This window comes from Rhodococcus sp. MTM3W5.2 (genome assembly GCF_001984015.1).
Taxonomy (GTDB): domain Bacteria; phylum Actinomycetota; class Actinomycetes; order Mycobacteriales; family Mycobacteriaceae; genus Rhodococcus_G; species Rhodococcus_G oryzae.
Genome location: NZ_CP019572.1, coordinates 83176 through 107484 on the forward strand (window position 1 = coordinate 83176; position 24309 = coordinate 107484).

16 protein-coding genes and 2 pseudogenes are annotated in these 24309 nt (G+C 69.1%); 7 read left to right on the top strand and 11 right to left on the bottom strand.

Going from position 1 to position 24309, the window contains the following annotated elements; all coding sequences use genetic code 11:
- Window positions 1-117: 117 nt before the first annotated feature.
- Window positions 118-1644 carry a GMC family oxidoreductase gene (locus BTZ20_RS00390; protein ID WP_223263547.1) on the top strand — a complete coding sequence of 509 codons (1527 nt, stop codon included), beginning with the start codon at window positions 118-120 and terminating at the stop codon, window positions 1642-1644.
- A gap of 99 nt (window positions 1645-1743) precedes the next feature.
- A complete protein-coding gene (locus tag BTZ20_RS00395; protein WP_077039981.1) occupies window positions 1744-3243 on the top strand; it encodes an aldehyde dehydrogenase family protein in 1500 nt (499 codons plus the stop codon).
- A 37-nt stretch (window positions 3244-3280) separates the two neighbouring features.
- On the opposite strand, the gene BTZ20_RS00400 is transcribed toward BTZ20_RS00395, so the two are convergent.
- The 7 genes and pseudogenes from BTZ20_RS00400 to BTZ20_RS00445 all read right to left on the bottom strand — a co-directional run bounded on the left by BTZ20_RS00400 (window position 3281) and on the right by BTZ20_RS00445 (window position 12156).
- Window positions 3281-4798, bottom strand: a complete 1518-nt coding sequence (locus BTZ20_RS00400; RefSeq protein ID WP_077039982.1) for an MDR family MFS transporter — start codon at window positions 4796-4798, stop codon at window positions 3281-3283.
- A gap of 136 nt (window positions 4799-4934) precedes the next feature.
- On the bottom strand, window positions 4935-5714 hold the full coding sequence (locus BTZ20_RS00405; protein WP_077039983.1) for a thioesterase II family protein: 780 nt from the start codon (window positions 5712-5714) through the stop codon (window positions 4935-4937).
- A 2-nt stretch (window positions 5715-5716) separates the two neighbouring features.
- Window positions 5717-6088: a hypothetical protein gene (locus tag BTZ20_RS28775; RefSeq protein ID WP_262982524.1), complete on the bottom strand. Its 372-nt coding sequence runs from the start codon at window positions 6086-6088 to the stop codon at window positions 5717-5719.
- The gene (locus BTZ20_RS26020) at window positions 6085-9000 is read right to left on the bottom strand and encodes an aminotransferase class I/II-fold pyridoxal phosphate-dependent enzyme (protein WP_411269172.1); all 2916 of its coding nucleotides are present in this window, start codon (window positions 8998-9000) and stop codon (window positions 6085-6087) included. Before BTZ20_RS26020 ends, BTZ20_RS28775 begins: the two co-directional genes overlap by 4 nt.
- A 45-nt stretch (window positions 9001-9045) precedes the next feature.
- A pseudogene (locus BTZ20_RS29610) lies at window positions 9046-10091 on the bottom strand (polyketide synthase); the annotation flags it as partial.
- Window positions 10088-10336 (bottom strand): acyl carrier protein, encoded by a 249-nt coding sequence (locus BTZ20_RS00440; RefSeq protein ID WP_077039985.1) that lies wholly within the window; start codon window positions 10334-10336, stop codon window positions 10088-10090. The gene BTZ20_RS00440 and the pseudogene BTZ20_RS29610, both read right to left, overlap by 4 nt.
- 83 nt (window positions 10337-10419) lie before the next feature.
- The gene (locus tag BTZ20_RS00445; protein ID WP_077039986.1) at window positions 10420-12156 is read right to left on the bottom strand and encodes a fatty acyl-AMP ligase; all 1737 of its coding nucleotides are present in this window, start codon (window positions 12154-12156) and stop codon (window positions 10420-10422) included.
- A gap of 210 nt (window positions 12157-12366) precedes the next feature.
- Here BTZ20_RS00445 and ggh point away from each other — a divergent pair, with 210 nt between their 5' ends.
- From ggh to BTZ20_RS00465, 4 genes and pseudogenes are all read left to right on the top strand, one after another.
- Entirely contained in the window at window positions 12367-13707 is a 1341-nt protein-coding gene (ggh, locus tag BTZ20_RS00450; protein WP_077039987.1) for a glucosylglycerate hydrolase, read from the top strand.
- A 106-nt stretch (window positions 13708-13813) separates the two neighbouring features.
- Window positions 13814-14688 (top strand): annotated as a pseudogene (locus BTZ20_RS00455) (TIGR03619 family F420-dependent LLM class oxidoreductase).
- 74 nt (window positions 14689-14762) lie between these two features.
- Window positions 14763-15506, top strand: a complete 744-nt coding sequence (locus tag BTZ20_RS00460) for a glycoside hydrolase family 25 protein (RefSeq protein ID WP_077039988.1) — start codon at window positions 14763-14765, stop codon at window positions 15504-15506.
- Between the two features lie 90 nt (window positions 15507-15596).
- The gene (locus BTZ20_RS00465; protein ID WP_077039989.1) at window positions 15597-16901 is read left to right on the top strand and encodes a DUF2254 domain-containing protein; all 1305 of its coding nucleotides are present in this window, start codon (window positions 15597-15599) and stop codon (window positions 16899-16901) included.
- Between the two features lie 9 nt (window positions 16902-16910).
- Here BTZ20_RS00465 and BTZ20_RS00470 read toward each other — a convergent pair whose 3' ends face one another.
- Window positions 16911-18023: a serine hydrolase domain-containing protein gene (locus BTZ20_RS00470; RefSeq protein WP_077039990.1), complete on the bottom strand. Its 1113-nt coding sequence runs from the start codon at window positions 18021-18023 to the stop codon at window positions 16911-16913.
- Window positions 18024-18191: 168 nt separating this feature from the next.
- Window positions 18192-20273, bottom strand: a complete 2082-nt coding sequence (locus tag BTZ20_RS00475) for a PhoX family protein (protein ID WP_077039991.1) — start codon at window positions 20271-20273, stop codon at window positions 18192-18194.
- Between the two features lie 203 nt (window positions 20274-20476).
- Between BTZ20_RS00475 and BTZ20_RS00480 the strand changes: the two genes are divergently transcribed.
- Window positions 20477-21634: a Rieske 2Fe-2S domain-containing protein gene (locus BTZ20_RS00480; protein ID WP_077039992.1), complete on the top strand. Its 1158-nt coding sequence runs from the start codon at window positions 20477-20479 to the stop codon at window positions 21632-21634.
- 72 nt (window positions 21635-21706) lie between these two features.
- Here the strand turns inward: BTZ20_RS00480 and BTZ20_RS00485 are convergent, their stop codons facing one another.
- Window positions 21707-22447, bottom strand: coding sequence for an amino acid ABC transporter ATP-binding protein (locus BTZ20_RS00485; protein WP_189636555.1), 741 nt, complete (start codon window positions 22445-22447; stop codon window positions 21707-21709).
- A 3-nt stretch (window positions 22448-22450) separates the two neighbouring features.
- Entirely contained in the window at window positions 22451-24250 is a 1800-nt protein-coding gene (locus BTZ20_RS00490; protein ID WP_077039993.1) for an ABC transporter substrate-binding protein/permease, read from the bottom strand.
- Window positions 24251-24309: the final 59 nt, after the last annotated feature.

Consider the following 24309-nt stretch of genomic DNA (forward strand, 5'->3'; position numbering starts at 1 on the left):
TGGTGCGATGAGACGCCCGTCACATCGCGGCGGCACGACCGAGGTCGAGGAGCATCCGTGGCTGGAGAAACCGCGTCGGAGCAGGCTGGGTTGAAACAGGCTGGGTTGGAACAAGACGTGTTCAACTACGTCATCGTCGGGGCGGGCAGCGCCGGATGCGTGCTGGCGGCCCGCCTGACGGAGGACCCGAGCGTCTCCGTGCTGCTGCTCGAGGCGGGTGGCGAGGACGACGCCGACGAGATCAAGATCCCGGCGGCCTTCCCGACCCTGTTCAAGACCAAGTGGGACTGGAACTACGAGACCACCCCGCAGAAGCACCTGGACGAGCGCCGCGCGTACTGGCCGCGGATGAAGGCGCTGGGCGGCTGCTCGTCGATGAACGCGATGATCTACATCCGGGGCAACCGCGCCGACTATGACGGCTGGCGAGACCAGCACGGTGCGCAGGGCTGGGGATACCAGGATGTGCTGCCCTACTTTGTTCGCGCGGAACACAATTCGCGCCTGACGGGCCCGTATCACGGCACCGACGGCCCACAGCGGGTGGAGGACCGCCGCTATACGCACGAGCTGACCGATGCCTGGGTCGCCGCCGCCGTGTCGGCGGGGATCAAGCCGACCGAGGACTTCAACGGCGCCGAACAGGAGGGGGCGGGCCGGTACCAGGTCACCTGCCACAAGGGCAGGCGCTGGTCCACCGCCGACGGCTACCTCAGGCCGGCGCTCGGGCGACCGAACCTCACCGTGCGTACCGGCGCCCACACGACGCGGGTGCTGCTGCGCGGGGACCGCGCCGTCGGCGTCCGCTATCTGCGCGGCGGTGTCGAGGGCACCGCCCATGCGTCCGTCGAGGTGATCCTGAGCGGCGGGGCCGTCAACAGCCCACAGCTGCTGATGCTCTCCGGCATCGGACCCGCCCGGCACCTGCGTGAGCTGGGCATCGACGTGGCGGTGGACCTGGCTGGGGTCGGCGAGAACCTGCGGGACCACCCGGTCACCCCGATGCTGTGGAACACCAGGAACACCACCGACCTGGCCGACTTCTCCACCCCGCTGCGGCTCGCGCAGTGGCAGGCCACCGGGCGCGGACCGCTGGCGTCCAACGTCGGCGAGGGCGGTGCCTTTTTCGCCAGCCGCGACGGCCTCCCGGCGCCGGACCTGCAGATCCTGGTGGCGGCCTCGGGGTTCTACGACAACGGCCTCCGGGAACCGGTGGGTAAGAGGTTCACGGCCGGGGTCACCCTGGTCGACGTCGCCAGCCGCGGCCGGCTGCGGCTACGGTCGGCGGACCCGCTGTGGCGGCCCGAGATGGACCCCGCGTACTTCGAGGAGCAGGTCGACATGGATGCGATGCTTGCCGGCTGCAGGCGCGCCGTCGACATCGCCGGTGAGTCCGCCATCGCGGCGTTTCTCGACGGGCCGAGTCTGCCGATCCGGATGGACAGCGACAGCGATCTCGCCGATCACATCCGGGCCTGGTGTCAGACCCTCTATCACCCCGTGGGCACCTGTGCGATGGGCGACGGCGAGGACTCCGTGGTGGATTCGCAGCTGCGCGTCCGCGGGGTCGAGGGACTACGGGTGGTCGATGCCTCCGTGATGCCGACCGTGCCCCGCGGGAACACCAACGCCCCACGATCATGATCGCCGAGAAGGCCGCGGACCTGATCCTCGGCAAGACGGCGATCGATAAACCGGGACCGCGATGACCATCTCTCCCACAACCAGATTCGAGGACATCACATGACCACGCTCGAGACCGACCCCACGACCGATGCGGGCGCCACCTTCGACTCGCTGGATCCCGGGACGGGTGAGGTCGTCGGCACCTATCCCGTGCAGGATGCGGAGGCGGTCGCCGCGACGGTCGAGCGCGCGCGGGCCGCGGCGAAGTGGTGGTCCGGGCTGAGCTTCGCGGAGCGCAGGACCCACCTGGACGCGTGGGCCGGAGTGCTCACCCGCCGGATCGCCCAGCTGGCCGAGGTGATGCACGCCGAGACCGGTAAGCCGCATTCCGATGCCCAGCTGGAGGCCGTGATGGCGATCGGCCATCTCGCCTGGGCGGCCAAGAACGCACCGAAGGTGCTGGGGCGCAAGCGTGTTCCCTCGGGCCTTGAGATGATCGACCACTCCGCGAGCGTGGAGTACCTCCCGCTCGGTGTGGTCGGCGTGATCGGGCCGTGGAACTATCCCGCGTTCACGCCGATGGGCTCGATCGCCTATGCACTCGCCGCGGGCAACGCGGTGGTCTTCAAGCCAAGCGAGTTCACCCCCGGCGTCGGGGCCTGGCTCGTCGACACCTTCGCACAGGTGGTTCCGGATCAGCCGGTGCTGCAGCTGGTCACCGGTCTCGGGCCGACAGGGGAGGCGCTGTGCCGCTCCGGGGTCGACAAGCTCGCCTTCACCGGATCGACCGCCACCGGTAAGAAGGTGATGGCCGCCTGCGCGGACACCCTCACGCCGGTGGTCATCGAGGCGGGCGGCAAGGACGCGCTGCTGGTGGACGCCGACGCGGATCTCGATGCCGCCGCCGACGCGGCGCTGTGGAGCGGGATGTCGAACGCGGGACAGACCTGCGTCGGCACCGAGCGGGTGTACGTGCACGAGCGGGTGTACGAGCCGTTCCTGGCCAAGCTCGTCGCGCTCGCCGATGGCGTGCGTGCGGGCACCGATCCCGAGGCGAAGATCGGCCCGATGACCATGCCGACCCAGTCCGCGGTGGTGCGCAGCCACGTGCTCGACGCCATCGAGCGGGGCGGCCGCGCGGTGGTCGGTGGCCCGGACTCGGTGGGAGACAGCCTGGTCCAGCCGACCATCCTCGTCGATGTCCCCGAGGACTCGATCGCGGTCACCGAGGAGACCTTCGGCCCGACGCTGACGGTCGCGAGGGTTCGCGACATGGACGAGGCGATCGAGCTCACCAACGCCTCGCGCTACGGCCTGGGGTCGGCGGTGTTCAGCAAGCGCCGCGGCACCGAGCTCGCCCGCCGGATCCGGTCGGGAATGACGGCGGTGAACTCGGTGATCGCGTTCGCGGCGATCCCCTCGCTGCCGTTCGGCGGGGTCGGCCAATCCGGCTTCGGTCGCATCCACGGCCCTGACGGGCTCAAGGAGTTCACCTACTCGAAGGCCGTCGCCCGCAGGCGGATGCCCGCGCTGATGGCCTTGACCAGCTTCACCCGCACGGCCAAGACCGACAAGATCCTCGCCACCATCGTGTCGCTGCGGCACGGCCGCGGGTGACATGATCCGCCGTTCGCGCCCCTGAAGGGTTACCCCTTCAGGGGCGCTGAGCGGGTACGTCCACAGGTGCGGCGGCTGTGGGGTCTACCGAGTCACCTGCCGGTTCCACCGAGTCCGCCGGCTTGCGAACGAAGAGGCATACCGCGATCAGCACGAACGACAGGATCCCGGCGACGAGAAAGACCGCCCGCACACCCTCGACGATGGCCTCGGGTGAATCGGCAGGGTCAACGGATCGCGAGGAAACCACCGTCATCACTGTGACGAACAATGCCGTACCTGCGGCACCGGCAACCTGCTGGAACGTGCCGACAACCGCCGAACCGTGCGCGTAGAGGTGCGGGGCCACCGATCCCAATCCCGATGTCATCAGCGGTGTGAACGTCGCCGACAGACCAAGGCACAGCGCCATGTTCGACAACAGCAGCCACCACAGCGAGGTCGACGTGCTCACCGCCGTCAGCATCCACACACCGATGCTGACGAGGATCGATCCGGGGATGACCAGCACGAGTGGACCCCGCCGGTCGTAGATGCGGCCCACGATCGGTCCGGCGAGACCCATGAGCAGGCCGCCGGGGAGTGTGATGAGACCCGTTTCGAACGGGTCGAGGTGAATCACCGACTGCGCGAAGTACGGGACGATGATGAAGGTGCCCATCATCGTTCCCATGCCGACCAGCATCGCGACAACGGAGATGGTGAACTGGCGGGATCCGAACACGCGCAGGTCCAGCAGGGCGCGATCTTCGCGTTGCAGCCTGGACTGTCGGGCGATGAAGCCGAACATCGCGGCCGCACCGATGAGGAACGGCAACCACACCGGGGTCGTCGAGGATCCTTGCGCCGATTCGCCGATGCTCACCAGGCCGTACACGAGTCCACCGAATCCGAGTACCGCGAGTGGGACCGACAAGAGGTCGATGCGTGCCTTCGATGTCTCGGACACCGACACGAGGAATCGTGCGCCGACGACCAGCGTCACCAACGCGAACGGGGCCACGAATCCGAAGATCCAGCGCCACCCGAAGTGGTCGAGGATGAAACCCGACACGGTGGGGCCGAGGGCGGGCGCCACCGCGATCACGATGGAGATGTTGCCCATCATCGCCCCCCGGCGAGCGGGCGGTACCAGCGTCATGATCGTCGTCATCAGCAGAGGCAGCATGATGGCGGTACCCGATGCCTGCACGATGCGGGCGATCAGCAGCACACCGAAGCCGGGTGCTGCGAAAGCGATGAGAGTTCCCGCCGTGAACAGCGACATGGCGAGCGTGAACAGGGTGCGGGTGGGGATGCGCTGGATCAGATAGCCGGTGAGCGGGATGATCACCGCCATCGTGAGCATGAACGCGGTCGTGAGCCACTGCCCCACGCTCGGAGGTACGCCCAATTCGACCTGCAGGACCGGGATGGCGATGGTCATCACCGTCTCGTTGAGGATCACCACGAAGGTGGCTACCAACAGGACACCGATCACCTGGAGGTGGCGCCGTTCGATTCGGTCGCCTGCGACGGCGACCCCGTCGTTCTCGAGACGAGTGGACTCGGTCACGGTGGACCTTTCGGATGTTGGGAACTGGGGTCACGCCGGCGGTCGACGAAGAGATTTGGGGTGGTAACCGAACTTACTGGTCCGTCGCGCTGCCTGCCACTCGTTTTTCGGCGCGTGGTTCGTGACCGTGATCCAATCACTCCTTGCTGTCGGTGGAGGCGGCGCGCGCGTAGCCGCGGAGCAGCGGCCTCAGCAGGCGGAACAGCTCGTCGGGTGACCCGTCGAGGTAGAAGTGATCGCCCTCGAGGATCTGCGGGTCGGTCGGGTGGGTGGTGTGTCGGCTCCAGGCACGGAGGTCGAGCTCGCCGACCAGTGGATCCGCATCGGCCCCGAACAGGTGCATCGGGCAGGCGAGCGGCGCCTCGCCGGGATCACGGTGGTCCGCGCACATCCGGACGTCGTCCCGGATCACCGGCAGCGCCGCGTCCAGCCAGGCCGGCCAGCCGAGGATCTCGGCGGGCAGCCCGCCGATGGCGGTGAGGAACCGCGCGAGCAGGGCGTCGTCCAGGTGGTCGATCGGCGGTAGCGGCGCAGGGAGGTGCGGGGCCGCGTACGCCGAGAGCAGCAGCGCCTCGGGCAGTCGGTGGCCGCCCGCATCGCGGCGGCGCGCCAGCCGGTACGCGACGAGTGCGCCCATGCTGTGCCCGAAGAACACGTGTGGGGCAGAGAGGTGTTCGGCGAGATGGTGTTCGAGATCGTCCAGGAGCAGGTCGAGGTCGACGAACCGCTCGTGTTCCGCCCGCCGGCCTCGTCCCGGCAGGTGCACGGGCACGACGGTGACGTGTGGGCCGAGGGCGCGATGCCACGCCCGGTACATCGACGATTCGCCGCCCGCGTGATGGAAGCAGAACATCCGCAGCGCCGTGTCGGATCCGACCCCGTCCTCGAGATAGGGCGTCAGGGGCGCGGTCTCCATGATCAGTGCCCCTCTTCCAGCAGGGCGAGCTCCTCGGCCGTGGTCTTCACGGTGTAGCGGATCTGATCCTCGGTGTGGCAGGACGTGACGAAGAAGCGCAGCCGGGCCTGGTCCTCCGGCACCGCCGGATACAGGATCGGGTTGACGTTGATCCCCCGGGCGAGCAGCGCGTTGGACAGCTTCAGTGTCTTGATCGAATCACCCACGATGCAGGGGATGACCGGGGTGTCGCAGCTGTCACCGGTGTCGAGCCCGGCCTCGACGGCCTGGGTCAGGAAGAATCGGGAGTGCCGGTGCAGGCGCTCGAAAAGCTCTGGCTCGGAACGCATCTGCCGCAGGGCGGCCAGCGAGGCGGCGGCGTTCGACGGTGTCATGCCGACGCTGTAGATGAACCCGGGGTGGTGTATTTGAGGTACTGGATCAACGCGCGGCTGCCGGCCACGTAACCCCCGCACCCCGCAAGGGCCTTCGACATCGTGCCGGACCACAGCTCGACGTCGGCACGGTCGACGGCGAAATGCTCGCCGATGCCGCCGCCGGTGGCCCCCAGCACCCCGATGCTGTGCGCCTCGTCGATCATCAGCAGGGCGTGATGCTTGCGCTTGACCGCGATCACGGCGGGCAGATCCGGGATGTCACCGTCCTGGCTGTACACGCCCTCGATGAGGATCAGCACCCGGCGGAATCGCGGCCGGATCTCGGTGAGGATGGCGTCGAGGGCAGCGTGATCGTTGTGCGGGAACGACCTTCGGGTGGCGCCGGAAAGCTTGCAGCCCTGCAGAATGCTGTCGTGGGCCAGGCTGTCGTGGATGACGAGGTCGCCCTCGCCGACGAGGTGACCGATCACGGTCACGTTGGTGGCGTGGCCGCTGACGAGCGCGATGGCGTCCTCCGTGCCGAGCAGCCCGGCGAGCTCCGCCTCGAGTTGCCCGTGCAGGGGCTTCTCCCCGGAGATCAGCCGGCTGGCCGAGCAGGAGCTGCCGTATTGGGCGACCGCGTCCTGCACCGCGGAGACGACGCGTGGGTGGCCGGACATGCCGAGGTAGTTGTAGCTGGAGAAGTTGAGGACCTCCTGCCCGTCGATGATCGAGGTGTCCCTGGTGATGCCGTCGTTGACCAGGAAGTACGGGTTGGACAGGCCGTTGGCCTCGCCGAGCGCCAATCGCTCGGCGATCTCCCTGACCTCGGGGAACTGCTCGATGAGGTAGGTCTCGGCCGCGATCTCGTCGGTTGCTGCGATCGGCGGGACGACGGGAGCCGCGGACCCGGTATCGGCGGCCCGGTCCGGCGCCGTCGGGGCGGGCGCGGCGCCGAGCTGCGCGGACACCAGGGCCACCAGGTCACCGATTGTGCTGGTCGGCGAGAACCAGGCGGGCTCTGCGGTGAGTTCGGGGAACCTGCGCGCCAGCCCGGACACTAGGTCGGCCACCATGATCGAGTCGAACCCGAGCTCACCGGACATCGTCTGGGAGGACCGCAGCGAGTCGGCGGAATAGCCTGCGATCCGGGCGATCTCGGCGCGAACCGCGGCTGTGACGGTGTCGGCGGTGACCTCGCGCACCGGGGGCACGGCGGTCGCCTGCGGCCGGATCGCCGCCGCGGCGGTCACGGTGTCGGGCCCGGCGCCCGCTGCAGCCGGGCCGGACCGGGCGGCGGCGAGCAGTGCGGTCTGTTCACGGAAGAGGGAGATCAGGTTGTCCATGGTGGTGTCCTCGGTGCGTGCGGGTATGGGGGCATCGTTGGGTGACTCTTGTTCCGGTGCTGCCGTTTTCGTCGATGGTGTGGACGCGCCGTGCGTCCAGTAGCGGTGGGTGGTGTCGAAGTCGTAGCCGCCGAGCGCCGTACGGACCCGCTGCGCCGGTTCGTACAGGGCGTCCCAGTGCGGGTTGTGGCCGTCCCGGTGCAGGGCGGCGATGACCTCCGTGAGCTCGTGCCCTGTTGCCGCCGGACCCGGGCAGGGAACGAGGCAGCTGAGTTCGGGGTTGGCGCGGGCGACCATCGGTGCGAGTACGCGCCTCGGCCCGAGCTCGATCAGGTGGGTTGGGCCGCTTTCCAGCCCGGCCGCCACCGCATCGCCGAACCGGACCGTCCCACGGATGTGCTCGGTCCAGTAGTCGGCGTCCATCGGATCGCCGAGGCCGAGGAGGCCCCCGCGCAGGGTCGAGTAGACCGGGATGCGGGGCGGCTCGAAGGTGCATTCCGCGGCGACGGCGCCGAACGCGGCCACCATCGGCTCCATCAACGGGGAATGGAACGCATGGGAGACGGACAGCGTCCGGACGGATACGGAGCGGGCAGTGAGTTCCTCGGCGATCCGCGCGAGGGTCTCGGCGGCGCCCGAGAGCACCAGCTCGCGTGGGCCGTTGACGGCGGCCACCGCCGCCATGGGCTCGTCCGCGAGGAGGTCGGTGACCTCCGTCGCGGCGGCGCGGACGGCGAGCATGGCGCCGCCGGCGGGGAGCTGCTGCATGAGCCGTCCCCGCGCGACGACCAGCCGGCAGGCGTCGTCGAGACCGAACACCCCGGCGAGCGTCGCGGCCGCGTACTCGCCGATGCTGTGGCCGGTGACCCACGACGGTTCGACGCCGGAATCGGTGAGTGTCCGTGCCAGCGCGTACTGCACCGCGAAGATGGCCGGCTGTGCGTACTCGGTCCGGTCGAGGTCCTCCCCGCCCAGCATCAGGTCCCGGATCGATCGGCCCAGGTGCACCGCCATCCGCTCGTCCACCTCGGCGAGCGCGCGCCGGTAGCTCCCGGACTCCGCGTGCAGCGCACCGGACATGCCCCGGTACTGGGATCCCTGGCCGGTGAACAGCCAGCCGGTGCTCACTCCCCCGGCCAGGCCCGCCGCGGCGGCGAACCGGCCGTCATCGGTGACCAACTCGCGTAGGTCCGAGACCGCCTGGTCGCGGTCCCGCACCGGCAGGGCCAGGCGATGGCGCCCGGACGACTTGACCTTGTTGCTGGACCAGCACATCTGCGCCAGCCGTCCCTCGGGCAGTCCGGCGAGATCGTCGGCTATACGGGTCACGTTGTGCCGCAACCCGTCCCGGCTCGCCGAGGAGATGGTGAGCACTCCACCGCCGGGGCATTCGGAGGCCGGTGCGCGTTCGGGTGCGCTACCGAGCACCAGGTGTGCGTTGGTGCCGCCGATGCCGAAGCTGCTCACACCGCCGTAGACCGCGCCCTCGGGCAGGGGCAGTGCCTCGGTGAGCAGGTGGAGTCCGTGGTCGGCGAGGCGAAGGCGCGGATTCTCCTGTGCGGCATATCGACTGGGTGGCACCATCCGACGGTGCAGGCTCAGTGCCGCCTTGATCAGTCCGGCGACACCGGCGGCGCCCTCGGTGTGGCCGAGGTTGCCCTTGATGGAGCCGATCGCGCAGGGCTGCGGCCGCGGCACCGCATGCAGATGGCCGAGTGCCTTGGCCTCGATCATGTCACCGAGCACGGTCCCCGTGCCGTGGGCCTCGACGAAGGTGACCTGCTCGGGGCGCACACCCGCGCGCCGGTACGCCTCGCCGACGACCTTCTGCTGCGCCCAGCGGTTCGGCGCGGTGATCCCGTTGCTGCGGCCGTCGGAGTTGACCGCGCTTCCCTTGATCACCGCATAGATCGGAAGTCCGTCGCGCTGAGCGTCATCCAGACGGCGCAGCGCGAGCACGGCGACGCCCTCACCGCGGCCGATGCCATCGGCATGCTCGCTGAAGGGCTTGCACCGCCCGTCGGGTGCGGACAGCCCGGCCTGGGCATAGAAGACGTTGAGGGTGGGCGTGAGGATGATGTTGACACCCCCGCGAGGGCCTGATCGCACTCGCCTGCTCGGAGGGCCGCGCAGGCCATGTGGACGGCTACCAGCGAGGACGAGCAGGCGGTGTCGACCGCCATGCTCGGGCCCCGCAGGTCCAGCTGGTAGGAGATCCGGTTCGCGGTCATGAAATATCCGTTGCCGGAACCGAGTTGGGGTGTGATCTTCGCATAGTCGCTCAGGTGCAGGTTCGCCCATTCGTTCGCCATCACACCGACGTAGACGCCGGTGTTCGAGCCGGCCTGGGCCCGCGGATCGAGCGTGGCGTCCTCGAACGCGTGCCAGGCGGCCTGCAGCAGCAGTCGCTGTTGTGGATCCATCGCCTCGGCCTCGCGCGGGGGGATGCCGAAGAACTCGGGGTCGAAGGCGTCGGCGTCGCTCAGGAAGCCGCCGCTGCGGTTGTTGACCGTGCCGGGGCCGCCTTCCGGGTCGTAGAAGTCGTCGGCGCGCCACCGCTGCGCGGGGACCTCGGTGATGCCGTCCCCGCCGTCCATCAGCAACGCCCACAACGCTTCCGCGTTCGGGGCCTGCGGGAATCGGCAGTCGAGTCCGACGATCGCGATGTCGGTCATGATGCTGCCGCCTGTGGCGCGAGCTCGCCCGCGAGGTATCCGGCAATCTCCGCGATCGTGGGGTAGTCGAAGACCAGGGTTGCATCCGCGGGGATCCGCCACCTCTCCTCGACCTCGCCGCACAGGCTCAGCGCGGATACCGAATCGATCCCGATCTCGGCGAGTGGGGTCGTCGGATCGATGTCCCGGGCGGGGACGTCGAGGTAGCAGGCGACTCGCTCGGTGAGCCAGTCCGTGATCGGCACGACAGCGCCGGCGGTGGGGTGGGGATTGCGTCGTACATGGGAGTGCTCCTCGTGATTCGGGTTGGGCCGCGACGGGACCGCGATTAGGAGACGCCGCGCAGCCGTTGCACAGTGGTGGCGATGTCTTCGTGCAGCAGCGCGTGGGTTCGGTTCTCCAGGAACGACGCGCGCATGGAGCGGCGCTGAACTTTGCCGCTGGTCGTGCGGTGCACCCCGCGGCGATCGACCAGGACCACATCGGGGGCGGGTACGTCGAAATGTCGGGACACCGCGACCTTGATCAGCGAGGTGACCTCGGCCAGGGAGGCGCCGTCGAGCAGGGCCGGCCTGACCTCCTGGATCACCAGCAGCCGTTCCTGCTGACCGGCATCGATCGAGAGCGCCACCCCGGCGGTTCCGGCGAGCGCGGGATGAACATCACGGACGACCTCTTCGATGTCCTGGGGATAGAGGTTGCGCCCGTTGATGATCAAGAGATCCTTCAGCCGGCCGGTGACGAAGATGTGGCAGTGGTGGCGCAGGCCGAGGTCCCCGGTGCGCAGGTACGTCCCCTCCCCCGCCAGCTTGGCGCCGAACCTCGCCTCGGTCTCGTCCGGGCGGTTCCAGTAACCGGCGGTGACGCTCGCGCCCCGAACCCAGATCTCGCCGACTCGATTGTCCGGCAGCGCTATTCCGGTGTCGGGGTCCACGATGCGGATGTCGAGATCCCGCGGGGGTCCGCTGCTGACCAGCCGGACGCCGGTGCCGTCGGTGGTCAGTACGGCCACGTTGCGTTCCAGGGCGGCCGCGTCGACGTCGATGCGGAACGGCGGTTCGCCTGCCCAGCTCGCGGTGGCGAGCAGCGTCACCTCGGCCATGCCGTACCCGGTGACGAACGCGTTCGGCGGGAAGCCCGCGGTCCCGAGCCGTTCGATCACGGCGTCGAGGGTGCGGGATCGGATCGGCTCCGCACCGTTGAGGGCAACCCGGAGCGAGGACAGGTCGAGGCCGGCCAACTGCTCGTCGGTCGCGCGCCGGGCGACCAGCTCGTATGCGAAGTTCGGCGCGACGGTGAACTCGGCGCGGTAGCGGTCGATCAACTCCAGCCAGCGGACCGGGCGCTTGAGGAAGGCCAGTGGGGACATCAACGCGGCATCGGCCCCGGCATAGAGGGGCAGCAGCATCGAGATCAGGCCCATGTCGTGGAAGTGCGGAAGCCAACTGACCCCGGACGAGGCGTCATCGAAGCCGACCGTCGCCGCGATGGTCGCCTCGTTGTGCAGCAGGTTGCCGTGGGTCACCATGACACCCTTGGGTTCGCTCGTCGAACCGGACGTGTACTGCAGGAAGGCCACCGTGTCTCCGTCGAGTTCTGGCATCCGCCATGCTTCGGCGTCGCCAAGGTCGTCGCCGTCGGTGCACACGCAGGACACCGCCTCGGCGTGCCCGTTGTCGGCGATCCACGCGGTCAGGAGCTCCGCGTAGGCGGAGGTGGTGAGGACGAGGCCGATGTCGGCGTCGTCGAGCATCCCGGCGACCCGCTGCGTGCTCTGCTGGTCGTGTGGCAGCGGGGCGGGCACGGCGATGACTCCCGCGTACAGGCAGCCGAGGAAGGCGGGCAGGAAATCGATGCTGTCCAGGTACAGCAGTAGGACCGGTCGGTCGGCCTCCGGACGCTGCGACAGCCAGGCGGCCATGGCCCTGGCCCTGCGGTCGATCTCGCGAAAGCTGAGAACCTCCTCGACCAGTTCGAGCCCGACCTCGCGGTGGTAGACGTAGGAACGGGTGTCGCCGTGAATGTCGGCCTGGGCGCGGACGTGTGAAACGAAATCGGGATACACGGGGGCTCTTTCCTCGGGGTGCACGATGCGGTCGAATGACGAGTTCGGGGTGCGCTGGGAACGTCCTCAACACTTGTTGGCCGCGGCCCCGGTGACTACGGACCCTTGGGGTGGTGCGACGGACCCCCTGGTGTGGGCATTTCTCACCAAGGAAGGCCCGAGACGTCACCCCGACGGGCGCAATCGGCGCGGCGGACGCAAACTAGGACGATGGCCGCCGATCCCGGATTCATCCCGACCCAGCTCGCGGCCCGGGCCGCGTACCTGCTGCGCGGCAACGACCTGGGCACCATGACCAGTGCGGCGCCGCGGCTGTACCCGCACATGTGGAGCTGGGACGCGGCGTTCGTCGCGGTCGGGCTGGCGCCGCTGAGCGTGGAGCGGGCCGTTGTCGAGCTGGACACGCTGCTGTCCGCGCAGTGGGGCAACGGGATGATCCCGCACATCGTGTTCGCGAACGGGGTCGACGGGTACTTCCCCGGACCCGCGCGCTGGGCCTGCGGCGATCTGGCGGCGACGGCCCCCGTCGTCCCGCAGACCTCCGGCATCACGCAGCCGCCGGTGCACGCGATCGCCGTCCAGCGCATCCTCGACCACTCCCGCAGACACGGTCGCAGCACCAGGGCGGTGGCCGAGGAGTTCCTCGACCGGCGCTGGGGTGATCTCGTGCGCTGGCACCGCTGGCTCGCGACCGCCCGGGATCCGAAGGACAACGGACGGATCAGCCTGTACCACGGCTGGGAGTCCGGCATGGACAACTCGCCACGCTGGGATGCCGCGTACGCCAACGTCATTCCCGGGCCGGTGCCGCCGTACCTGCGCGAGGACACCGCGATCATCTCCGACCCCACGCAGCGGCCGTCGAACGCCGAATACGACCGCTACCTGTGGCTGCTCGAGGAGATGAAGCTGGCACGCTACGACGACGCCGAGCTGGCGTCCACGATGAGCTTCGCCGTCGAGGACGTGTTCGTCAGCGCCGTGTTCTCGCTCGCCTGCGACGTTCTCGCCACCATCGGTGAGGAGCATTCGGCGCCGAAGTCCGACGTCCGGGACCTGCGGTACTGGGCCGAGAAGTTCCAGCGGGGCACCATCGCGACCACGGACCCGCGTTCGGGCGCCGCCCGCGACTTCGACCTGCGATCGGGGCGCTGGATCCCCACCGAGACGCTCGCGATGTTCGCCCCGCTGCTGTGCGGCGGGCTGGACCGCGACGCCGAGCGCGCGCTGGTGCGGATCTTCGAGGGACCGCGGTTCTGCGGTCACCCGGATCTTCGGTACGCGGTGCCGCCGTCGACCTCGCCGGTCTCGGGCGACTTCCGGCCGCGCGAGTACTGGCGCGGCCCGGTGTGGCCGGTGATGACCTGGCTGTTCTCCTGGGCGTTCGCCCGCCGCGGGTGGGCCGAGCGGGCCAGGCACCTACGGGCGGAGGGCCTGCGACAGGCCGCCGACGGCAGCTTCGCCGAGTACTACGAGCCGTTCACCGGTGCACCGCTGGGCAGCATGCAGCAGTCCTGGACCGCGGCCGCGGTGTTGGACTGGCTCGGCTGAACCCACTCGCCGATTTCGTCTCGCTGGGCGGGAGGTCGGGATTCGGTACCCCGGGTGCGTCGGGTCAGGTATGACGTAGACCACACCGGACCGAAGGAGCAGGGCTGTGCGATTCACCTATGCCGAGGCCATGACCGACCCGGCTTTCTATGTGCCGCTCGCGCAGGCGGCGGAGGAAGCCGGCTATCACGGGATGTCGATCGCGGACAGCCTCTGCTACCCGAAGGAATCCGACTCGGTCTATCCCTACACGCCCGACGGAAGCCGGGAGTTCCTCGAGAACAAGGCGTTCGTCGAGGCGTTCGTCCTCGCCACCGCGCTCGGAATGGCGACGACCACGCTGCGATTCACCACCTTCGTGCTGAAGCTGCCGATCCGTCCCCGGTCCTCGTCGCCAAGCAGGCCACCTCGGTGGCCTACATGATCAACAACCGGCTGAGCCTCGGCATCGGTCTGAGCCCGTGGCCGGACGACTTCGAGGTGCTCGGCGTGCCCTGGGAGCGGCGCGGCAAGCGGACGAACGAGGCGATCGACATCCTGCGCGGGCTGGTGAGCGGTGACTACTTCGAGTACCACGGCGAGATCTTCGACCTGCCCGCGATCAAGCTGAGCCCGGTGCCGAGCGAGCCCATCCCGATCCTCGTCGGCGGGCACAGCGACGCCGCGCTCCGGCGCGCGGTGGTCCGGGGCGACGGGTGGATGCACGCGGGCGGCGGCGACGAGGAACTCGACGTCCTGCTCGCGAAGCTGCAGCGGATTCGCCGGGAGGAGGGCACGGAGAACAGCCCGTTCGAGATCCACGTGATCTCGCCACAGGCCTACACGGTCGACGGGATCAGGCGACTCGAGGACAAGGGCGTGACCGATGTGATCGTCGGCTTCCGCGACCCCTACAGCGTCGCGCAGGACACGGAGCCGCTCGGCCAGAAGGTCGCCGCCCTGACGCACTACGCCGAGACCGTGATGTCGCACTGCGGTTGATTCGGGCGGGCCGACGCCAAAAGTTCATTCTCGGTTTCGTGGTCGTGCCCGAAATATCGGTTTAGTCTCGGGCGATGACGTCGTCGAGTCGTAAGCGTGTCCGAGCCGTCACCCGCCTGGTCCCGGTGCTGCTGGCCGGTGCCCTCGCCTTCGCCGTGCCTGGCACCGCGAGCGCCGAACCGTACAACGGTCCCGACGTCGCCTCGTGGCAACACCCAGGCGGGTCGGGCATCGACTGGTTCGCCGTCCGCGCCTCCGGCCACGAGTTCGCGATGGTCAAGGCCACCGAGGGACTCTGGTACGTCAACCCGTTCTTCGTGCAGGACGGGATCGGCATGCGCGCGGCCGGGATGTCCCGCGGCGCCTACCACTACGCCGACGTCCGGGAGTCGCCCGAGGCGCAGGCCGCGTTCTTCGCATCGACGTCGTTCCCGGTGATCGGGGGCGACGGACTGCCGCCGGTGCTCGACATCGAGGACGCCAAGGGCCTGCCGCCCGCCGCGGTGATCGACTGGACGCGCCGCTATCTCAACTCCGTCCAGGCGCTCACCGGCAAGCAGCCGATCATCTACACGTACCCGAACTTCTGGCGCACCGCGATGGCGAACACCACGGAGTTCTCCAACTACCCGCTCTGGATCGCCGACTACAACGGCAGGAACGAGCCCGGCCCGCTGCCCGGCGGCTGGCGGCACTGGACGTTCTGGCAGTACACCAGCACGGGCCGGATCCCCGGGGTGAACGGCAACGTGGACCTCAACATCTACGGCGGCGGCCTCGGCGACTTCGGCAGCTCCGCCAACCCGTTCGGTTCCTGAGGTCCCGTTCCGTTCTGAGGCCGTCGTTCGGCCCCCGAGGTCACGGATCGGCCATCCGCGTAGCGCGATCGGCGGGCGTACGCTTCGGGGGTGCGCAGGCGCGAGGCAGCCTGGGAGTATCTCCGCGGCGCGCTGTGGGTGCTACCCGCCATAGCCGTGGTGCTGGCGCTGGCCCTCGGGTCGATCCTGTCGACGGTGAACACCCGCCCCGGCACGTGGATGCACCGGTTGGCGTTCCAGGGCACCCCAGACGACGCCCGCACGCTGCTGATCGGCACGGCGGGCACGATGATCACCGTCATCGCGCTGACGCTCGGCCTCACGGTGGTGGCGCTGCAGCTCTCGTCCACCCAGTTCTCGCCGCGGATCCTGCGCAACTTCCTGCGTGACCGCCCGAATCAGGTGGTGCTCAGCGTCTTCGTCGCGACCTTCGCGTACAGCATCGCCGGGCTCTACACGGTGGGCGTGTCCGCGGGCAGCCGGACCGCGGACTATCCACGGTTCGCGGTGAGTTGGGCGATGGTGCTGCTGTTCCTCAGCCTGGGGGCGCTCGTCTACGAGATCCATCACCTGACCCATTCGCTGCAGATCGACGAGGTCATGCGCACGGTGGAGCGGAACACGCGCGAGGTGGTGCGGCACGGGCTGCCGGGCACCACGGCGCCCTCGGCGCTCCCGGACCCGCCGCCGTCGGCGACGGTGGTGCCCTCGAGCCGCACCGGATATGTGCAGGCGGTGCACCCGGACGAGCTGGTCGGTCACGCCACGCGGCACGGGGTGAGCATCAAGATCGCGCCCCGCGTCGGGGATCACATCGCCGCAGGCACCACCCCGCTTGCCTGGGTGTGGAGCGAGGCCGGTCGTCGTTTCGACCTGGTGGAGATCGGGCGCGCGGTCGAGCAGTCCGTCCGGATCGGGTTCGAGCGGACCCTCGAGCAGGACGCGGCACTCGGCATGCGGCAGCTCGTCGACGTCGCCTCGAAGGCGTTGTCCCCCGCCATCAACGACCCGTACACGGCGGTGCAGGCACTGGATCATCTCACCGCGATCATGTCCTCGCTCGCCCGCCGGGACCTCGGGTCGCTGGTCCTGACGGCCGGTCCGGCAGGCGGCATCGTCACTGTCCCCGCCTACACCTTTGTCGACTATCTCGATCTGGGGTGCGCCCAGATCCGGCGCTACGGCGCGCACGAACCCACTGTCGCGCTCGCGCTCATCCGGTTGCTGCGGGACAGCGCGGCCGCCACCACCGACGCCGGGCGCCTCACGGCGATCGGGCACCAACTCGGGCTGCTCGAAGAGGACGCGACCCGCGACATCGTGCAGCCGGCGGACCTGACCGCCGTCACGGCGGCCGCGGGCGAGCTCCGGGATCGGCTGGAGCGCGCCCGCTGACCGGGCGGGTCAGCCGCAGATGGCCGCGTCCACGATCCCGTACACGGCGTCCTCGGAGTCGGGGCCGAGACCATTGGTCACCGACGCCTCCATCCGCCTGCTGCCGTCGAGGGTGGTGAAGGCGAGGGTGGTGTAGCCGGGGATGCCGCCGCTGTGACCCCATGCCGTCACCCCGCACGGGGTATTCCTGGACTGGGCGCCCAGCCCATACCCGTGCCCGCCGGTGATGGACCGGGCCGAGGTCAGCTCGGCGAGCTGGGCGGGCCGCAGTAGACGGCCGTCGACCAGCGCGGTCAGGAAGAGGTCCAGGTCGGCGGTGGTGGAGATCATCTCGCCCGCGGCGCCGCCCCAGCTCGGGTCGAGTTCGGTGGTGTCCACGGGCACCCCCGCGACCGGGTGGTAGCCGCGCGCGTGCGGTGCGGGGATGAACACGCTGCCGCGCGGGGCGCTGGTCGCGAGCATCCCGAGCGGTGTGGTGATCCGAGCGGCGACCTCGGTGTCCCAGGATCGCCCGGTCACCTTCTCGATCAGCATGCCCGCCGCGATGTAGTTGGTGTTGGAGTAGGCCCAGTCGGTGCCCGGCGCGAAGTCCAGAGGCTTGCTCGTCGCCAGGTCCATCAGCTCTTGCGGGGTGTAGGGCCGGAACCGGATGCCGAGGAACTCGCCGTCGTCCAGCGGGAGGGAATCGGTGTAGTTGTACAGCCCGCTGGTGTGCTGCAACAGCATCCGGACGGTGATGGTGTCGCCGTCGGGCAACAGGCCGGGCAGGTACCGCGTCACCGGCGCGTCCAGCTCGACCCGTTCCTCCTCCACCAGCTGTAGCAGCACGGTGGCGACGAACATCTTGGTCACGCTGCCGATCCGGAACCGGCCGTCGTCGGGAACCGCCCACGGCGTGCCGAGCACGCTCGAACCGGCGGTGGCGGTCGCGGCCCGTCCGTCCCACGTCGTCCGGACCTGCACACCGACCGCGCCGTTCGCGAGGATGCGGTCCATCGCCTGCTGCACCGCCGCACCGGTGGCGGTGGCGGGTGCCTGCGGCTGCGCGAGCGCGGGCGTCGCGCCGACGAGCAGCGCGGTGACCGCGGCGGCGAGCCCGGAGGCTACGAGTCTGCTTCTCATGGTGGGGTTCTCCTCGATGGTCGCCCGATAACTCTCGGCACCGACGCTATTGACGCGCGACGGGTGCGACGATCCCCCTGACTACCGGATCTGAGGTACAGCCTGCCCCACCCCGGACACGAAAGGGCGCCCTCCGGAGAACCGGAGGGCGCCCAGGGTGCGTGCGGGTCAGACTCCGACCCGGCCGCCGCCCGACTTCCATGCCGCGACGACCGACGGCCGGGGCTGGCTGTCGCCGCCGTCGGGCCAGTGCGAGGCCGGCTTGTCGGCGCTGGCGCCGTCGAGCTCGCCCGGGTGCTGCACGCAGACCACGACGCGGGACTCGCCGACGATCGGTCCGCAGGTCTCACCGCCCTTCGGGACGGTGAGGAACTGCTTGGTCTCGCCGCGCCGGTCGCCGTCGAGCACCACGCTGAACAGGCCGTCGTTCGACTTCAGCGCGTTGCCGTCGGTCGAGATCCACAGGTTGCCGTGCGGGTCGAACGCCAGGTTGTCGGGGCAGGAGATCGGGCTGACCTGCGTCTTGTCGAACCCGCCGAAGTAGGTGTCGGCGGCCGCGGGATCCCCGCAGACCAGCAGCAGGTTCCACGTGAAACCGGTGCCTGCGTGCTCGTCCTCGATCTCGAGGACCTGCCCGTTCTTGTTGTTGTTGCGGGGGTTCGGCTCGTCGGCGGCGGGCTTGCCCTCCTCGCCGCGCTTGGTGTTGTTGGTCAGCGCGACGTACACCTTGCCGGTCTTCGGGTTCGGCTCGAAGTCTTCGGGGCGGTCCATCTTCGTGGCGCCCACCTTGTCGCCCGCGAGCCGGGTGAACACCGCGACCTCCTCCGCGCTCATCCCGTCGACCAGGGACTCGGCCTTGCCGTCCTCGCCGGTGCGCAGCAGCGGGATCCACTCGCCCTTGCCTGCGAAACGCCCGGAGGACGGCAGCTTGCCGGAGCCGTCGATCTGGTCCGGCTCGTCGCCGGTCAGCTTGGCGACGTACAGCGTGCCGGCGTCGAGGATGGTCAGGTTGTGCCGCATGCTGGACTGGCCGTTGCCGGGCATCATCTTTCGCGCGGACACGAACTTGTACATGTAGTCGAAACGCTCGTCGTCGCCGCTGTAGGCGACCACGGTGCCGTCATCGGTCACGTAGATGGTGGCGGCCTCGTGCTTGAACCGGCCCATGGCGGTGTGCTTGATCGGGGTGGACGCCGGATCCCACGGGTTCACCTCGACGACGTAACCGAAGCGGTTCGCCTCGTTCGGCTCCTGCACGAGGTCGAAGCGGGGATCGAAGCGCTCCCACTTCCGCTCGCTCGCCCCGCCCTCGATGCCGTATCGCTTCAGCCTGGCCGCGACGGTCGGGTCGGTGACCTGGTCGGCGTTGGCGAAGTACTGGTTGAAGTTCTCCTCGCCGGAGAGCACCGTGCCCCATGGTGTGACGCCACCGGAGCAGTTGTTGAGCGTCCCGGTCACCCGGGTGCCGGTGGGGTCGGCGGTGGTCTTGAGGAGGTCGCTGCCCGCGGCGGGCCCGGTCACCAGGAACTCCGAGTTCGCGGTGATGCGGCGGTTGTTCGGACCGAATTCCGGTGTGAGCCTACCTGTTCCGGCCTCGCCCTTGACCTGGACGACGGACAGGCCGTGCGCGGCGATCGCGGTCTGGAACTGCTGGAGGGTGGGGTTCGCGGGGTCGTAGCCGGTGAACATGAAGGGCTCGGTGGTGTACTCGTGGTTGACCACCAGCAGATAGGTGTTCGGCTGGCCCTCGACGGGGAGCAGGCCTGCGAAGTCGTTGTTGAAGCCGAACTGCATCTCCTGCGCCTGCGGCGTCTGGTTGGCGAAGTCGAACGCGGGCGCGCCGGGCAGCACCGGGTCGCCCCAGCGGATCACGACGGCCTGCTCGTAGCCCTCGGGTACCACGACGGCGTCCTCGGTGTTCGGCGCGACCGCGGTGAACGCGGTGCCGGCCGGGGCCTCGCCGCCGCCCGCCGCCGCCGTGGTGGAGCCCCCGGCCGAGCCGCTGCCGGAGTCGTCGGAGCACGCGACCAGCGCGCCGCCCGCACCGACCGCGAGCACCGCGACGGCGCCGGACTTGAGCAGCCCACGCCGCGACATCGCGGCGCGCACGATGTCGCCGAAGTACTCACCGCCGGAGGTGTTGGGCACCTCGTGCGAGCAGGCATTGCCGCACTTGTACTGGCAGGTGATCGATGCCCGCGATGATTTGCCGTCGTGATTGACAAACAGCGCGAGGGGCTTCAGCTTCACGTGGTTCTCCTGGTCGAAGGTTCAACTCGGGAGACCGTAGAAGCAGTAAGCGAGGGCAAAGGAACGGCAAAGTGAACGACCGGACAATGAGGCGACCCTAAGTCCAGTGTCTTTGCCGCCCACCGGGAAACGACCTTGTCGCGGTGTCGTAGGGGGTCGAGCATCGTTCGGATCGAAGCGAACTCAAGCCTGGAGGAACATCAATGACGCTGAACTCCACCACCGACCGCGGCGATGTCCGCGAGATCGAGGCCGTCGCGGCCCCCACCCGGTTCGCCCGCGGGTGGCACTGCCTGGGCCTGGCGCGGGACTTCCGCGACGGGAAGCCGCACTCGGTCGAGGTCTTCGGCACCAAGCTGGTCGTCTTCGCGGACAGCGCGGGCGAGCTCAAGGTGCTCGACGCCTACTGCAGGCACATGGGCGGGGACCTGAGTCAGGGCTCGGTCAAGGGCGACTCGATCGCCTGCCCGTTCCACGACTGGCGATGGGGCGGTGACGGCAAGTGCACCGGCATCCCCTACGCCCGCCGCGTCCCGCCGCTCGCCCGCACCAGGGGATGGCTCGCGATCGAGCGCAATGCGCAACTGTTCGTGTGGCACGACCCGCAGGGCAACCCGCCGCCTGCCGACGTGACGATCCCCGCGATCGACGGGGTCGGCAGCGACGAGTGGACCGATTGGACCTGGAATTCGGTGCTGATCGAGGGCTCGCACTGCCGTGAGCTCGTGGACAACGTCGTGGACATGGCGCACTTCTTCTACGTGCACTTCAACGTGCCGCGTTCGTTCAAGAACGTCTTCGAGGGCCACGTCGCCTCGCAGTACATGAGCTTCACCCCGCGTACCGACGTGAACGTGGATGTCGACTTCGGCGAGGACAGCATCACCCAGTCCGACGCGTCGTATCACGGTCCGTCTTACATGATCGACAGGTTCCACGCCGACATCGGTGCGCACGAGCCGCTCGAGGCCGTGCTGATCAACTGCCACTACCCGGTGACGTCGAATTCGTTTGTGCTGCAGTACGGGATCATGGTGAAGAAGATGGCCGGGATGTCCGCCGAGCAGGCCGACGAGATGGCCAAGGGCTTCGGGGACGGCACGATGGCGACCTTCGAGCAGGACATCGTGATCTGGAAGAACAAGGCGAAGATCGACAACCCGCTGCTGTGCGAGGAGGACGGCCCGGTCTACCAGCTGCGGCGTTGGTACAGCCAGTTCTACGTCGACGTCGAGGACATCACCCCGGACATGGTCACCCGGTTCGAGTTCGAGATCGACACCACCCGGTCCGGGAAGCACTGGGACGCGGAGATGGCCGCGAACCGGGCCGCCAGGGCGACGGAGCCGGCGAACGCGTAACGCCCGCGCCGGACCGTGCGCGAGTCTCACCCCAATGGGGGTGAGACTCGCGCACAGGCGGCGGAGCCGCTACTACAGCACCTGGGAGAGGAAGGCCTGCAGGCGCTCGGTCTGCGGGTCGTCGAAGAGCGCCTCCGGCTTGCCGGTCTCCACCACGACCCCGCGGTCCATGAAGAGCACGGTGTCGGAAACCGAACGGGCAAAACCCATCTCGTGCGTGACGACGACCATCGACATGCCGCCGGACGCGAGGTCCGTCATCAGCGCCAGCACGCCCTTGACGAGCTCCGGGTCCAGCGCGGAGGTGGCCTCGTCGAAGAACATGATCTCCGGCTTCATCGCAAGGGCCCTGGCGATCGCGACCCGCTGCTGCTGGCCGCCGGACAGGTTGCCCGGCCGGGACTGCGCCTTCGCCGCCAGCCCGACCAGCTCGAGCTGTTCGAGGGCGACCGCGCGCGCCTGCTCCTTCGACAGCCCGCGCAGCTTCCTGGGCCCGAGGGCGATGTTGTCGAGCACGGTGCGGTGCGGGAACAGGTTGAAGTGCTGGAACACCATGCCGATCCGCTGCCGCAGGGTGTCCGGGTTGTCGCCGAGCACCGACCGGCCGTCGAGCAGGATGTCGCCCTGTTCGGGCTCGTGCAGGCGGTTGAGCACCCGCAGCAGTGTCGACTTGCCGGAGCCGGACGGGCCGATGACCGAGGTGGTCTTGCCTGCGTCGACGTGGATGTCGACGCCGCGCAACACCTTGTTCGTGCCGAAGGACAAGTGCAGGTCGGTGCCGGTCAGCGAGACCGAATTGGTCGCGGTGGTCACGGGCTATCCCCTTTCCACGACGATGGCTTGTTCGAGCGGGTCGAGTGTGCCGGAGGTGTCGGCCCTGCCGGTCCGCAGGCGCCGGTCGATGTAGTTCACCAGGTGGGTGAGCGGGATTGTCAGCGCCAGGTAGAACAGGCCTGCGGCCACGAGCGGCGACAGGTTCCCGGTCTGCGCGTTGAGGTCGCGCCCGACCGCGAAGAGTTCCCGCTGGGTCGCCAACAGGCCGAGGAAGTAGATCAGCGAGGAGTCCTTGATCAGCGAGATGAACTGGTTCATCAGCGCGGGCAGCACCCGGCGGACGCCCTGCGGGATCACCACCAGGGTCATTGCCCGGCGGTAGCTGAAGCCGATCGCCCGGGCCGCCTCCAGCTGCCCCGGCTCGACGCTCTGGATGCCGGAGCGGAAGATCTCGCCGATATAGGCGGCGGCCAGCAGGGCCAGCGCGGCGGCGCCGAGCCAGTACGGGTTGTTACCGGTCAGGCCCTTGACCACCGGTCCGACGCCAAGGCCGATGATCAGGATGATCACGACCGCGGGCAGTCCGCGGAAGACGTCGGTGTACACCCGCGCAGGCCAGCGCAGCCAGCGGGTGCGCGAGATTCCTGCGACCGCGAGCAGCATGCCCGCCACGGTGCCGATCACGCCCGAGGTGACGGCGAGGATCACCGTGTTGGGCAGGCCGGTCTTGAGCAGGTCCGGAATGGCCTGGCGGTACAGATCCCAGTCGAAGAAGGTGGCGCCGAGCTGGGCGAGCGTCGACTGCTGGGCGGTCTGCGACTGCTCGGATCCCGGCGTCTCCGGCTTGGCGAGCGCGGCGAAGTCCGGCAGCTCCGGCTGCGGCGCCGCCTTGCTTCCCGGCTTCCAGCCCTCGGGCAGCTCACGGGGTACCCAGTCCGAGTACAGCGACGCCCAGGTGCCGTCGGCGATCACCGCGTCCAGCCCGGAGTTGAGCGCGTCGATCAGGGGCTGGTTGTCCTTGTTGACGGCCCAGCCGACGAAGTTGTTGAGGCTGAAGGTGTTCTGCACGATCGAGGTGGGGTCACCGGGCTTGATCGCGCCCTCCGCCTGCTGGGACGGGGCCACCCACGCGTCGATCTGGCCGGTCTTGAGGTTCGCGTAGGCGGTGTTGTAATCGGGGAACTTCACCGGGTCGAGCCCCAGCGTGTTCACGACGTAGTCGTCCTGGACGGTGCCCTGGACGACCCCGATCCGGGTGCCCGCGTTCAGGTCCGAGAACCCGTGGATGGCGCTGCCGTTCGGCACCACCAGCGAGAAGTAGCCGAAGTCGTAGCCATTGGTGAAGCCGACGGTTTTGCGACGCTCGTCGGTGGTGGTGATCGAGGACGACCCGACGTCGAATCGGTTCGTCGCGACCTGGGAGAGAAGTCCGGCGAACTCGGTACCGGAGAACTCGATCTGCAGGCCGAGCTTGGCGGCGACGGCCTTGAGCAGCTCGTTGTCGTAGCCGGTGAAGGTGCCCGAGGAGTCGACGCAGATGCTCGGCGGGGCGTCGGACAGGGTTCCGACGCTGAGCTTGCCGGGGGTGGCCAGGCCGAGCGCGCCGATGTCGATCTGGTCCAGCGGCTTGGTGCTCGGCGTGGTGTACCGATCCTCCGCGGCCGTCGCGGCGGCCGCGTCCAGGTTGGTGGGTGCGGCGGAGGCGCTGCCGACGCCGGGTGGGGCGCACAGGTCGGTGGCCGAGGTGGCCGAGTCGCCGCCGCCGCACCCGGTCAGCATCAATGCCAGCAGCGCCAGCAGGGCGATGAGCACCCGACTCTTCACGACATGTGGACGAACCATGCAGAGGAGCCTAGCGGCGCCGGGGTCCGGGACCCGGGAACCTTTCTGTTCGGTGAAGG

Bases quoted from the DNA above. Each gene is read 5' to 3' on its own strand.
- ggh (WP_077039987.1), top strand. From the start codon at position 12,367: ATGGCCGCCGATCCCGGATTCATCCCGACCCAGCTCGCGGCCCGGGCC.
- BTZ20_RS00470 (WP_077039990.1), bottom strand. From the start codon at position 18,023: ATGAGAAGCAGACTCGTAGCCTCCGGGCTCGCCGCCGCGGTCACCGCG.
- BTZ20_RS00480 (WP_077039992.1), top strand. From the start codon at position 20,477: ATGACGCTGAACTCCACCACCGACCGCGGCGATGTCCGCGAGATCGAG.
- BTZ20_RS00405 (WP_077039983.1), bottom strand. From the start codon at position 5,714: ATGGAGACCGCGCCCCTGACGCCCTATCTCGAGGACGGGGTCGGATCC.
- BTZ20_RS28775 (WP_262982524.1), bottom strand. From the start codon at position 6,088: ATGACACCGTCGAACGCCGCCGCCTCGCTGGCCGCCCTGCGGCAGATG.
- BTZ20_RS00395 (WP_077039981.1), top strand. From the start codon at position 1,744: ATGACCACGCTCGAGACCGACCCCACGACCGATGCGGGCGCCACCTTC.
- BTZ20_RS26020 (WP_411269172.1), bottom strand. From the start codon at position 9,000: ATGGTGCCACCCAGTCGATATGCCGCACAGGAGAATCCGCGCCTTCGC.
- BTZ20_RS00490 (WP_077039993.1), bottom strand. From the start codon at position 24,250: ATGGTTCGTCCACATGTCGTGAAGAGTCGGGTGCTCATCGCCCTGCTG.
- BTZ20_RS00460 (WP_077039988.1), top strand. From the start codon at position 14,763: ATGACGTCGTCGAGTCGTAAGCGTGTCCGAGCCGTCACCCGCCTGGTC.